Origin of the sequence: Paracoccus endophyticus, from assembly GCF_003286075.1 — a bacterium.
GTDB lineage: Bacteria > Pseudomonadota > Alphaproteobacteria > Rhodobacterales > Rhodobacteraceae > Paracoccus > Paracoccus endophyticus.
Genome location: NZ_QLUV01000005.1, coordinates 65,534 through 77,318 on the forward strand (window position 1 = coordinate 65,534; position 11,785 = coordinate 77,318).

9 protein-coding genes and 1 other RNA gene are annotated in these 11,785 nt (G+C 69.9%); 3 read left to right on the top strand and 7 right to left on the bottom strand.

All coding sequences use genetic code 11. From position 1 onward, the window contains the following. Window positions 1-75: 75 nt before the first annotated feature. The 6 genes from DPQ23_RS07955 to DPQ23_RS07980 all read right to left on the bottom strand — a co-directional run bounded on the left by DPQ23_RS07955 (window position 76) and on the right by DPQ23_RS07980 (window position 7,827). On the bottom strand, window positions 76-1,302 hold the full coding sequence (locus DPQ23_RS07955) for a glycosyltransferase (RefSeq protein WP_112874175.1): 1,227 nt from the start codon (window positions 1,300-1,302) through the stop codon (window positions 76-78). A gap of 5 nt (window positions 1,303-1,307) precedes the next feature. Beyond that, on the bottom strand, window positions 1,308-2,939 hold the full coding sequence (locus tag DPQ23_RS07960) for an ABC transporter ATP-binding protein (RefSeq protein WP_112874176.1): 1,632 nt from the start codon (window positions 2,937-2,939) through the stop codon (window positions 1,308-1,310). Next, window positions 2,936-4,039 carry an ABC transporter permease gene (locus DPQ23_RS07965; RefSeq protein ID WP_112874177.1) on the bottom strand — a complete coding sequence of 368 codons (1,104 nt, stop codon included), beginning with the start codon at window positions 4,037-4,039 and terminating at the stop codon, window positions 2,936-2,938. Before DPQ23_RS07965 ends, DPQ23_RS07960 begins: the two co-directional genes overlap by 4 nt. Continuing rightward, entirely contained in the window at window positions 4,036-5,115 is a 1,080-nt protein-coding gene (locus DPQ23_RS07970; RefSeq protein ID WP_112874178.1) for a microcin C ABC transporter permease YejB, read from the bottom strand. Before DPQ23_RS07970 ends, DPQ23_RS07965 begins: the two co-directional genes overlap by 4 nt. 30 nt (window positions 5,116-5,145) lie before the next feature. Further along, entirely contained in the window at window positions 5,146-7,119 is a 1,974-nt protein-coding gene (locus DPQ23_RS07975) for an extracellular solute-binding protein (RefSeq protein ID WP_420818575.1), read from the bottom strand. 171 nt (window positions 7,120-7,290) lie between these two features. Then, complete coding sequence (locus DPQ23_RS07980) at window positions 7,291-7,827, bottom strand: c-type cytochrome (protein WP_112874179.1); 537 nt, start codon at window positions 7,825-7,827, stop codon at window positions 7,291-7,293. A 229-nt stretch (window positions 7,828-8,056) separates the two neighbouring features. Between DPQ23_RS07980 and DPQ23_RS07985 the strand changes: the two genes are divergently transcribed. After that, window positions 8,057-8,959, top strand: coding sequence for a prephenate dehydratase (locus tag DPQ23_RS07985; protein ID WP_112874180.1), 903 nt, complete (start codon window positions 8,057-8,059; stop codon window positions 8,957-8,959). 12 nt (window positions 8,960-8,971) lie between these two features. On the opposite strand, the gene DPQ23_RS07990 is transcribed toward DPQ23_RS07985, so the two are convergent. Continuing rightward, complete coding sequence (locus DPQ23_RS07990; protein ID WP_112874181.1) at window positions 8,972-9,433, bottom strand: hypothetical protein; 462 nt, start codon at window positions 9,431-9,433, stop codon at window positions 8,972-8,974. 168 nt (window positions 9,434-9,601) lie between these two features. On the opposite strand from DPQ23_RS07990, the gene DPQ23_RS07995 reads away from it, so the two are divergent. Both DPQ23_RS07995 and ffs read left to right on the top strand, forming a co-directional pair. Beyond that, the gene (locus DPQ23_RS07995) at window positions 9,602-11,608 is read left to right on the top strand and encodes a 5'-nucleotidase C-terminal domain-containing protein (protein ID WP_112874182.1); all 2,007 of its coding nucleotides are present in this window, start codon (window positions 9,602-9,604) and stop codon (window positions 11,606-11,608) included. 48 nt (window positions 11,609-11,656) lie between these two features. Beyond that, window positions 11,657-11,753, top strand: an RNA gene (gene ffs, locus DPQ23_RS08000) — signal recognition particle sRNA small type. Window positions 11,754-11,785 lie beyond the last annotated feature (32 nt).

Consider the following 11,785-nt stretch of genomic DNA (forward strand, 5'->3'; position numbering starts at 1 on the left):
GTGCCTTGCGGCGCATCCCGCAGCCGGCGCATCGCCGGTCGCCCCGCAGGCGGCGCCCGCAGCCGCCGCGATGCCCTAGCCTCGTGCAGCGCCGTGGCGCTCGACCCAGGCGATCAGCTGCGGCAGGCAGGTCCGCTTCAGGTCATAGCCGTCCAGGATCGTCTGCCGGGCCGCCGCCTTGATCGCCGCGGCGTCAGGGTCGCCCGCCAGCGCACGGGTCAGCGCGCCTTCCAGCGCGGCGCGGTCGAAGAACGGGACCAGCCGCCCGTTCCGGCCGTCCTGGATCAGTTCGCGCACGGGTTCCGTGTCCGACCCCACCACCAGCGCGCCCGCCGCCATCGCCTCGGTCAGCGACCAGCTGAGCACGAAGGGATAGGTCAGATAGCAATGCACCCGCGTCAGCTGCATCAGCGCGACGAAGGCCGGATAGGGAACGCGGCCGGGGAAATGCACGCGGCTCAGGTCCAGTTGGCTACCCACCTCGGCCAGTAGCCTGGCCTTCCAGCTTTCCGCGTCCCTGGGGCGGGCGCCATAGCTGACGCCGTCGCCGCCCACGATCACCACATGGGCCTGCGGCCGCGCGGCCAGAACGGCGGGCAGCGCGCGCATGAAGACGTGAAAGCCGCGATACGGCTCCAGCGAGCGGCTGACGAAGGTCACGACCTCGTCCGCCGCGGTCAGGCGGCGGCCGTCGGGCGTGGTCCACGCGGCGCCCGGGTCGGGGCGCAGCAGGTCGGTGTCGATGCCGTCATGGATGACGGTGATCTTGCCGCGCAGTTCCGGCGGAAAGCTGTCGGCCTGATAGCGCGTCGGCGCCAGCGCGGCGTCGGCCTGCACGATGCCCTGGATCAGATGGGCCGACCGCGCGGTCGTCGAGACGCGCTGCTCGTCGGTGCCGGGGCTGAGTTCGGGGTCGAACCCCACATCCTGGCCGCGCGTGCGATACATCAGCTCGGCATAGACCAGCAGGCAGGCGTCGGGCCAGATTTCTTTCAGAAACAGCGTCTCGCCCCAGCCGGTGTGACCCACGATGACGTCCGGGGCATAGCTGTGCCGGTCGCGCAGGGCGCGCGCGGCCCGTGCCGCCATCCAGCCGCGCTCGGCGAACTCGGCATAGGGGCGGCCCAGCGGATGGGACAGGGTGACGGCAGGCGGGGCCGCATACTTGACGACCCTGACCGGCGACGGGCGCTGGTTCTTTTCATCGGTCAGCGCCAGCACCTCGTGCCCGCGGGCGGCCAGCGCCGGGGCCAGATGCGGGAACTGGCCGGGAAAGTTCTGGTGGACGAACAGGATGCGCATGGCCCCTATCCGTGGTGGTCGCGGAACGCCGCCGCCAGCAGCGCGCGGGTATAGTCCGTCGCGGGGGCGGAAAACACGCGGGCCGCGTCGCCCTGTTCCACGACCTCGCCCGCGCGCATGACCATGATCTGGTGCGACATCGCGCGCACGACGCGCAGGTCATGGCTGATGAACAGGAAGGCCAGCCCGTGCCTGCGCTGCAACTGCCGCAGCAGGTCCACGATCTGCACCTGCACCGTCATGTCCAGCGCGCTGGTCGGCTCGTCCAGCACGACGACCTTGGGCCGCAGGATCATGGCGCGGGCGATGGCGATGCGCTGGCGCTGGCCGCCGGAAAACTCGTGCGGATAGCGGTCCATCGCCCCCGGGTCCAGCCCCACCTCGGCCATGATGTCGGCGACCATCTGCGGCTTGTCGCGCCCCTTTTCCACGCCGTGGACGCCCAGTCCCTCGGCGATGATCTGGCCCACGGTCATGCGCGGGGACAGGCTGCCGAACGGGTCCTGGAACACGATCTGCATGTCGCGGCGCAACCGGCGCAGGTCGCGCGACGCCGCGGCCGAGATGTCGCGCCCCATGAACACGATGGGTCCGCGGCTTTCGATCAGGCGCATGATCGCCAGCGCCAGCGTCGTCTTGCCCGAGCCGGATTCGCCCACGATGCCCAGCGTCTCGCCGGCGCGCACGCGGATCGTGGCGCCGTTCACGGCCTTGATGTGGCCCACCGTCCGGCGCAGGAAGCCGCGCTTGATCGGAAACCACACCCGCAGGTCGCGGGTCGCCACGATCTCGGCCGCGGCGGGGTCGATGGGGTCGGCCACCCCACGGGGTTCGGCGGCCAGCAGCGTCCGGGTATAGGGATGCTGCGGGTTGGCGAAGATCTCGGCGACGGGTCCCTGCTCGACGATCTCGCCGCCCTGCATCACGCAGACCCGGTCGGCGATGCGGCGCACGATGCCCAGGTCGTGGCTGATGAACAGCATCGACAGCCCCTCGTCGCGCTTGAGGTCCGCCAGCAGGTCCAGGATCTGCGCCTGGATCGTGACGTCCAGCGCGGTGGTGGGCTCGTCCGCGATCAGCAGGTCCGGCCCGTTCGCCAGCGCCATGGCGATCATCACCCGCTGGCGCTGTCCGCCCGACAGCTGGTGGGGGTAATCGGCCAGCCGCGTGTCCGGGTCGCGGATGCCCACGCGGGTCAGCAGGTCGATGATGCGCGCCCGCGCCCTTGCCCCGGTCAGCCCCTGATGCAGGGCCAGGCTTTCGGCCAGTTGCTTTTCGATGGTGTGCAGCGGGTTCAGCGAGGTCATCGGCTCCTGGAAGATGAAGCTGATGTCGTTGCCGCGCACCGCGCGCAGCACAGGCTCGGGCGCGTCGATCATCTCGGCCCCGGCATAGCGGACGCTGCCGGTCACTCGCGCGGCCTCGCCCAGCAGGCGCACGGTGGACAGGGCCGTGACCGACTTGCCCGACCCGGATTCGCCCACCAGCGCCACCGTCTCGCCGCGGTTGACGGTAAAGCTGACGCCGCGCACGGCCGGGGTCACGCGCCCCTCGGTCTGAAAGGCGACGTGCAGGTCGCGGACCTCGAGCACGGGGCCATCCTGCGCGGGACGGCCGGGGGCGCGCGGGTCGGTCATCGAAAGGTCTTTCGCGGATCGAAGGCGTCGCGCACCCCTTCGAAGATGAACACCAGCAGCGACAGCATGATCGCGAAGGTGAAGAACGCGGTGAACCCCAGCCATGGCGCCTGCAGGTTCTGCTTGGCCTGCAACGCCAGTTCGCCCAGCGAGGGGGCCGACGCCGGCAGCCCATAGCCCAGATAGTCCAGCGCGGCGAGGCTGGAGATCGTGCCCGCCACCACAAAGGGCAGCATCGTCAGCGTGGCGACCATGGCGTTGGGCAGGATGTGGCGGAACATGATCGTGCGGTCCCCCACCCCCAGCGCACGGGCGGCGCGGACATATTCAAAGTTGCGCGCCCGCAGGAACTCGGCCCGCACGACGCCGACGAGCGCGGGCCAGCCGAACAGGATCGACACGAACACCAGCAGCCAGAAGCTGCGCCCCAGGATCGCGAACAGGATGATGATGACGTAAAGCGAGGGCGTCGATCCCCAGATTTCCAGCAGGCGCTGGAACACCAGGTCGGTGCGGCCGCCGAAATAGCCCTGCACCGCCCCCGCGGCGATGCCGATCACGGACGAGACCGCCGTCACGATCAGCGTGAACAGGATCGACACCCGGAAGCCATAGATGACGCGGGCGGCCACGTCGCGGGCGGTGTCGTCGGTGCCCAGCCAGTGGTCGGCGTCGGGCGCGCTGGGGGCTGTGCCCACGTCGTTGATGGTGCGATAATGATAGGGGATCAGCGGCCAGACCATCCAGCCGCGGTGGACCGGCTCGCCCGCGACGGTGCCGGTGGCGGCCTCGGCCATGATGCCCTCGGGGTCGTCCCAGCATTCCTGACGCCCGCCGCTGACGATCAGGCATTGCACGGCCGGGTCGGAATAGATCGCCTCGGTCCCGAAATCACCGCCGAAGGCGGTTTCGGGATAGAACCGATAGGCGGGAAAGTGGATCTCGCCCCGATAGCTGACCACGATGGGTCGGTCGTTGGCGATGATCTCGGCAAACAGCGACAGCACGAACAGCGTCGTGAAGATCACCAGCGACCAGAAGGCGCGGCCGTTGCGGCGAAAGTTCCGCCAGCGGCGCTGGTTCAGGGGCGACAGTCTCATCCGGCGCGCCTTTCAAAGTCGATGCGCGGATCGACCAGCACATACATCAGGTCCGACAGGATGCCGACCAGCAGCCCCATCAGGCCAAAGACGTACAGCGTGCCGAAGATCACCGGATAGTCGCGCTGGACCGCCGCCTCGAATCCCAGCCGGCCCAGGCCGTCCAGCGAGAAGATCGTCTCGATCAGGATCGACGAGCCGAAGAACACGCCCAGGAACAGCGACGGAAAGCCTGCGATCACGATCAGCATCGCGTTGCGGAAGACATGGCCGTACAGGACCGCGCGCTCCGTCAGGCCCTTGGCGCGGGCGGTCATCACGTATTGCTTGTTGATCTCGTCCAGAAAGCTGTTCTTGGTCAGCAGCGTCAGCGTGGCAAAGCTGGAAATCGTCGCCGCCGTCACCGGCAGGGTGATGTGCCACAGATAGTCCTTGATCTGCCCCCAGGTGGACAGCTGGTCGAAGTTGTCGCTGACCAGTCCGCGCAGGGGAAAGATCTTCCAGTAGCTGCCGCCCGCGAACAGCACCATCAGCAGGACCGCGAACAGAAAGCCCGGAATCGCATAGCCCACGATCACCGCGCTGGAGGTCCAGGTGTCGAAGGGCGTCCCGTCGCGCACCGCCTTGCGGATGCCCAGCGGGATCGAGATCAGATAGGCCAGCAGCGTGGACCACAGCCCCAGCGTGATCGACACCGGCATCTTTTCCAGCACCAGGTCCACCACGCTGATCGAGCGGAACCAGCTTTCCCCGAAATCAAAGCGTAGATAATCCGCCAGCATCCCCAGGAACCGCTGCACCGGCGGCTTGTCAAAGCCGAACTCTCGTTCCAGCTCGGCGATGAACTCGGGCGGCAGTCCCTGGGCGCCGGCATATTTCTCGGTCGCCCCGCCGCCCTGCCCGGCGTCGCCACCCCCCGCGATGTTGCGGAACACGTCGCCCTCGCCCTGCACGCGGGCGACGATCTGTTCGATGGGGCCGCCGGGGACGAACTGGGTCAGGGTGAAGTTGACCAGCATGATGCCGATCAGCGTGGGCACGATCAGCAGCAGCCGTCGCAGAAGATAAGCGCCCATCGGGTGATCCTGCCCTGCCCGGCGGTGACGCTAGCGCAGCGCCCCGGCCTTTTTCAGCTTTTCCGCCTTATCGGCATCGAACCACCAGAAATCAAGCTCGCCCAGCGCATAGGGCGGCAGCACCTCGGGATGGGCGTACTGGTCCCAGTAGGCGACCGTGTGCATGGCCTTGAACCACTGCGGCACCCAGAAGTGAATGGACCGCAGCGCCCGGTCCAGCGCCCGCACCCGCACCGTCAGGTCGGCCTGCGTCGTCGCCCCCTCGACCAGCGAGATCAGCCGGTCCACGGCGGGATTGGCCAGCCCCATGGCGTTGAACACGTCGTTGGTCGAGGCGCTGCCGAAATACTGCTGCAGCCCCGACCCGGGGATCAGGTCCTGGCCGAGCTGGACGTTGATCATGTCGAACTGATGGCTGCGGCGGCGGCTTTCCAGCTGCGCGTCGTCCACGCGGGAATGGACCGCGTCGATGCCGGCGGCGCGCAGGTTCTCGACATAAGGGTTGATCACGCGGTCGAAGGTCTGGGATTCGTTCAGGATCTCGACCCGCAGGGTCTGGCCGTCCGCGTTGCGGCGCAGCCCGTCGCGGGCGCCCTGGGGGATGGTCCAGCCCGCCTGCTCCAGCAGGGCCGCGGCCTTGCGCAGGTTGGGCCGGTCAAGCTGGCGGGCCCCGCTGACCGGGGGTTCGGCGGCCGGGTCGGTCAGCACGCCCGGGGGCAGGTCCGCGGCAAGGGGTTCCAGCACCGCCCGCTCCTCGGGCGGGGGCGTGCCGGTCGCCGCCAGCTCGCTGTTGTCCCAGAAGCTGCCGATCCGCTCGTAAAGCCCGTAGAACAGGGTCGAGTTCGCCCATTCGAAGTTGAACATCAGCCCGATGGCCTGGCGGACGCGGATGTCCTGGAACTGCGGCCGGCGCAGGTTGATGGCCCAGGCCTGGCCGTTCGCGACCTCGCCGCTGGGCAGCTGGGCCTTGACCACCCAGCCCGCGTTCATCGCGGGAAAGTCGTAGCGGGTGGCCCAGATGATGCTGCTCGCCTCGTTGCGGAACGTGTATTCGCCGGCCTTGAACGCCTCGAAGGCGGTCTCGTAGTCGCCGAAATACTCGACCCGGATGCGGTCGAAGTTGTAGCGCCCCCGGTTGATCGGCAGGTTCGCCCCCCAGTAATCGGGGTTGCGCCGCCACGCGACGGACCGGCCGATGTCGGCGGCGTCGAACAGGTACGGCCCCGACCCGATGAACGGCTCGCTGGCGCTTTCCGACAGGTCGCGCTGGCCCCGCTGGAAATCGGCCTTCGAGAACACGGGAATGCCGCCGACCTGCTGGATCACGTCGCGGCGCGGATAATCGGGGGTGAAGGTAAAGCGGATGCGGCGGTCGTCCAGCACCTCGGCCCGCGCCACCTGCTGGCCCAGCACCGCGCGATAGGACGACAGTCCCCTGTCGCGCAGCTGCTCATAGGAAAACAGCACGTCCTGCGCCGTCAGGGGCGTGCCGTCGGAAAACCGCACCCCCTCGCGCAGGGTGAACAGCACCCAGTCGCGGCTTTCGGGATACTCGATCGTCTCGCACAGCAGGCAATAGGCGGCCCCGACCTCGTCGGCGGTGCCGGTCATCAGGCTTTCCAGCATGATCGTGGACAGCGCCGCAGCCCGGCCCTTCAGCGTGAACGGGTTGTAGCTGTCAAAGCCGCCGGACGCCCATTCGCTGATTTCGCCCCCCTTGGGCGCGTCGGGGTTCACATAGGGCAGATGGGTGAAATCGACCGGCAGCCTGAGCGTGTCGAAGGTCGCGATGCCGTGGCTGACGATGGTCGCGCCCGCCGGTGCCTGCACCGCATCCGTGCCGCCGGTCCCGGCCACGGGCGCCGCGCCATCCGTTCCGCCCGCGGACTGCGGGGCCGCGGCAGAGGGCGGGACGGCTGCGGGCTGCGAGCGGGCGGTCTGCGCGCCCCCGGACATGGCCGCAAGCCCGACCACCGCCGCCGTCATCCATGCGCGCGCCGTCATCATCGCCGATCTCTCCTGCTGCCGTGCCCGCCAGGGGCGTGCCTGACGCTAGGCGACGGCGGCCCGCGCCCGCAAGACGGCTTGCGCTTTCGTGACCTCGGCCCCGGCCAGACATGCAGACGGCGCGGGATCGACCCGCGCCGCCGGACAGCGTTGCCGTCGTTCAGCCCGTCAGTTGACGGTCTGAAGATAGGCGATGACGTTGGCGCGGTCCTCGGCCTTCTTCAGGCCGGCAAAGCTCATCTTGGTGCCGGGCACGACGCCCTTGGGGTCCGCCAGGAAGGCCTGCAGAGGCTCGGGTTCCCAGGCGCCGCCATGCGCCTTCATCGCGTCGGAATAGGCAAAGCCCTCGGCCGCCGCGACCGCGCGGCCGACCACGCCGTTCAGGTGCGGACCGACGCCGTCGGTGCCGTCCAGCTTGTGGCACGACTTGCACTTGCCGAAGACCTTTTCACCCGCAGCGGCGTCGGCCGACGCCAGCAGCGTGGCAAAATCCGGCCCGTCCTCGGCGGCGGCCTCTTCGCCCTCGGCCGAGGCCGCCTCCTCGACGGGGATGGTATAGGCCTGCGCAGGGGCCTCGCCCTCGGCCACATGACCAGAGGAGCCCACGTGATACAGCGACGAGGCGAACCATGACACCAGCAGCAGGAACAGCAGCGCCCCGATCAGCGCCCCGGCTGCCTTGGTCACCGTCATCGTGTTGAACATGGTGCGCCTTCCCCTGCGGTCCCAGTCTTTGCGTTGCGCGCTATCTATATGCAGTCGCTTTGCCGGTTCAAGGTCTAGTTGGCGGCCGGGGTCCGCGCAGGGGGCGGCATCGGGTCGCGGCGCGGGACCTGGCAGCACGGGACGGCCTGCCCGCGCCGGATGATCGGCGCTTTCATCGACCGCGTCGTGCTGCTAGGTCCGCGCGATAGTCCTGCCAAGGGTGTCCGCCATGTCACAGCCCCCCGTCTCGCCCGATCCGACCGCGCGCACCGCCGGACGCATCGCGTTCCAGGGCGAACCGGGCGCCTATTCGCACCAGGCCTGCCGGCAGGCGCGCCCGGACCTGCAGGCGCTGCCCTGCCCCACCTTCGAGGACACGGTCGAGGCCTGCCGGTCGGGCGCGGCCGACCTGGCGATGCTGCCGGTCGAGAACTCGACCTATGGCCGGGTGGCCGACATCCACCACCTGCTGCCGGAATCCGGGCTGCACATCATCGGCGAGACCTTCGTGCGGGTGCACATCAGCCTGATGGGGCTGCCCGGCACCCGGCTGGCCGACATCACCGAGGCGATGAGCCACACCGTCCTGCTGGGCCAGTGCCGCAACTTCCTGCGCGCCCATTCGATCCGCACCGTCACCGGCCCCGACACCGCGGGCAGCGCCATGATGGTGGCGCAGGCGGGGCTGCGCCACCGGGCCGCGCTGGCAAGCCCCCTGGCCGCCGAGATCTATGGGCTGGACCGGCTGGCCGACGAGGTCGAGGACCGCCAGAACAACACCACCCGCTTCCTGATCATGGCACGCACGCCCGACACCACGCGCCGCCCGAACGCGGCGGGGCGCGCGGACATGATGACCACCTTTGTCTTTCGGGTCCGCAACATCCCGGCGGCGCTCTACAAGGCGATGGGGGGATTTGCGACGAACGGCGTCAACATGACCAAGCTGGAAAGCTACATGGTGGACGGCGTGTTCACCGCGACCCAGTTCTATGCCGATGTCGAGGGGCACCCCGACGATCCGGCGCTGGCCCGCGCGCTGGACGAGCTGCGCTATTTCACCAGCGCGCTGACGATCCTGGGGGTCTATCCGGCCGATCCGCTGCGCGCCGACCAGCGCCGCCAGGCCTGAGCGGACCCCGCATCAGGCTGCGCGGCGCGCGGCCAGGTCCGTCACCAGCTCTGCGATGCGCTTGGCGAACTTGCGGTCAAGCTGCGCCTTGCCCAGCTTGGCGGTCTGCAGCATCAGCCGCGCGCGCATGTTGCGCGGCTTGGCGATCAGCTCGAAGATCAGGCGCGACTTGGTGCGGGTCAGCCCGATCACCGACATGTCGATGGTCAGCTCCAGCGGCTCGGATTCGCCCAGGATCACGATCCGTTCGGGGCGATCGAACTGCGCCACGTCAAGCCGCAGCGCCCGCCGCTTGCCGCGCCAGTCGAACGCAACCGCCCAGGCAATGCCCGCGCCGGGTTCCTGGGCAGGGTCCAGACGCCGCACCTCGGCGCCCCGCCGGACCAGCACACGCTCGATCCGGTCGAAATCGGCAATGGCCGCGAACAGCGCCGCGGCCGGCAGATCGGTATCCTGACGGGTCGAGAATTTCATGGCAGTCCCGGGCAGATCGGCTCGCCTGCGGTCTATCGGCCACAACGGGGCGTTGCAAGCAAGCCGCGCCCTCATGGACCCTCGACACCGCACGAAAACGGCGGGGGTTGCGCAGTCGGCCGAAATCCGCTCAACCACAGCGAGAACGATTGACCGGGCCGGGGCGTCATGAACGAAAGCAGCGCGCTGCCCGACCACCGAATGGCCGCTGCGGCCGTCCCGCCATTCCCTCTGCCGAGCCGCGCGGTGCCCGCGCCCCGCGTCGGGCTGCGGGTCATGGCCACGACCGACCTGCACATGCATCTGCTGGGCTACGACTATCTGCGCGACGAGCCGTCGTCCGGGGTGGGCCTTCACGGGCTTGCGCGCCTGATCGCCTGCGGCCGGGCGGGGGCCGACAACAGCCTGCTGCTGGACAACGGCGATTTCCTGCAGGGAACGCCGCTGGGCGATTTTCTGGCGACCCCCGCCGAGATGAGCCGCCGCCGCATCCACCCCGCGATCGCGGCCATGAACGCGATGCGCTATGACGCCGCGACGCTGGGCAACCACGATTTCCATCATGGCACGGCGGTCCTGTTGCAGGCGCTGGCGGGGGCGCGATTCGGCCTGACCTGCGCCAATGCCCGCATCCGCGGCGACGGCGGGCGTGTCGCGCCGGGGCTGATCCTGCGCCGGACTGTCCGCGACACAGAGGGCGCGCGCCATCCCATCGCCATCGGCATCCTGGGCCTGACCCCGCCCGGCTCGCTTGCCGTGGACAGGGCCGTGGCGCGGCGGGTGACGACCGAATGCATGGTCGTGGCGGCCGCGCGCGAATCTGCGCGGCTGCGCGCCGCAGGGGCCGATCTGGTGATCGCCCTGTGCCACAGCGGCATCCACAGCGGCACCGCGGCCCCCCTGGCGGAAAACGCCGCCACCTCGGTCGCGGCCCTGCCGGACGTGGACTGCATCGTGACCGGCCACACCCACATGGTGTTCCCGGGCCCGGGCTTTCCCGACGACCCGGCCATCGACCCCCTGCGCGGGACACTGCACGGCAAGCCCGCGGTCATGGCCGGGTTCCGGGGGTCGCACCTGGGCGTGATCGACCTGGACCTGGCCCGCGACACGGGCGGCTGGCGCATCACCGGGTTCGACGCCCGCGCCGTGGCGGCAAGCGACCCGCGGCAGGGCGCCGAGCAGCTTGGCGCGCGCCGGTCGCCGCGCCGGGGGGCGGGGACGCCCCCGCTTCGGCCGGTCGGGACCGCGGGCGGCGCGGCGGACGCCTGCGCCGACGGGACCGTGCTCGCCCCGATCCTCGAGGCCCACCGCCAGACGCTGCGCCGCTTTCGCAGGCGCGTCGCGCACACCGAATCGCCACTGCAAAGCTATTTCTGGCTGCTGGGCGAGGATCGGTCGCTGTCGCTTGTCGCCATGGCCCAGCGCTGGTTCCTGCGACGGACGCTGGGGCGGGGCGGGCTGCCGATCCTGTCGGCGGCGGCCCCCTATCGCGCCGGGGGGCGGGGCGGGCCGCAGCATTACACCGACGTGCCCTGCGGCCCCCTGACGGCGCGCGACCTGGCCAGCATGTATCATTTCCGCAATCGGCTGGCCGCGGTGGTCATCACCGGCGCGCAACTGGCCAAGTGGCTGGAGCGCGCGGCCAGCGTCTTTCGCACCCTGCGGCCAGGGGCGGACGCGGGCGACCAGATGCTGATCGACCCGGATTTCCCCAGCTATTACTTCGACGTGATCGATGGCCTGACCTGGCAGATCGACGTGACCCGGCCGGCCGGCTTTGACGCCGAAGGGCGGGTCCTGCCCGGCGGCGGGCGTGTCGGGGACCTGCGCCATGGCGGACGCCCGGTCGCCCCCGATGCGCAGTTCCTGCTGGCGACGAACAGCTATCGCCTGTCGGGTTGCCCGCTGTTCCGGCCTCTGGCCCGCGACCTGCCCGTCGTCTTCGACAGCGGCGTGGCGGTGCCCGATGTGCTGCACCGCTATGTTGCCGCGCGCCGCAGGGTGGTCGTGCCCAACCGGACCGGCTGGCGCTTTGCCCCCCTGCCCGGCACCACGGCGCTGTTTGACACGGCGCCCGAGGCGCTGGCGCACCTGCCGGGCCTGCGGCGCGCGCGGGTCGAGGCCACCGGCGAGACCCCGTCGGGCTTTGCGCGGCTGCGGCTGCACCTGTGACGCAGCCCGACCCTTGCATCCCGCCGCAGGACGGCCTATCTGAGGGGCGAGAGGTTGGCGCGGGCGAGCGCCTCGCCAACCCGGTCAGGTCCGGAAGGAAGCAGCCGTAACGAGCCCCGCTTGGGTCGTTGTCCAGCCTCTCACCCCCCCTCTCCCGTCGTGTTCTGATGGCCGCTT

What these genes read in the sequence shown, in the direction of transcription:
- DPQ23_RS07995 (WP_112874182.1), top strand. Translation starts at nt 9,602, where the DNA reads ATGAACGAAAGCAGCGCGCTGCCCGACCACCGAATGGCCGCTGCGGCC.
- DPQ23_RS07955 (WP_112874175.1), bottom strand. Translation starts at nt 1,302, where the DNA reads ATGCGCATCCTGTTCGTCCACCAGAACTTTCCCGGCCAGTTCCCGCAT.
- DPQ23_RS07975 (WP_420818575.1), bottom strand. Translation starts at nt 7,119, where the DNA reads ATGACGGCGCGCGCATGGATGACGGCGGCGGTGGTCGGGCTTGCGGCC.
- DPQ23_RS07960 (WP_112874176.1), bottom strand. Translation starts at nt 2,939, where the DNA reads ATGACCGACCCGCGCGCCCCCGGCCGTCCCGCGCAGGATGGCCCCGTG.
- DPQ23_RS07980 (WP_112874179.1), bottom strand. Translation starts at nt 7,827, where the DNA reads ATGTTCAACACGATGACGGTGACCAAGGCAGCCGGGGCGCTGATCGGG.
- DPQ23_RS07965 (WP_112874177.1), bottom strand. Translation starts at nt 4,039, where the DNA reads ATGAGACTGTCGCCCCTGAACCAGCGCCGCTGGCGGAACTTTCGCCGC.
- DPQ23_RS07970 (WP_112874178.1), bottom strand. Translation starts at nt 5,115, where the DNA reads ATGGGCGCTTATCTTCTGCGACGGCTGCTGCTGATCGTGCCCACGCTG.
- DPQ23_RS07990 (WP_112874181.1), bottom strand. Translation starts at nt 9,433, where the DNA reads ATGAAATTCTCGACCCGTCAGGATACCGATCTGCCGGCCGCGGCGCTG.
- DPQ23_RS07985 (WP_112874180.1), top strand. Translation starts at nt 8,057, where the DNA reads ATGTCACAGCCCCCCGTCTCGCCCGATCCGACCGCGCGCACCGCCGGA.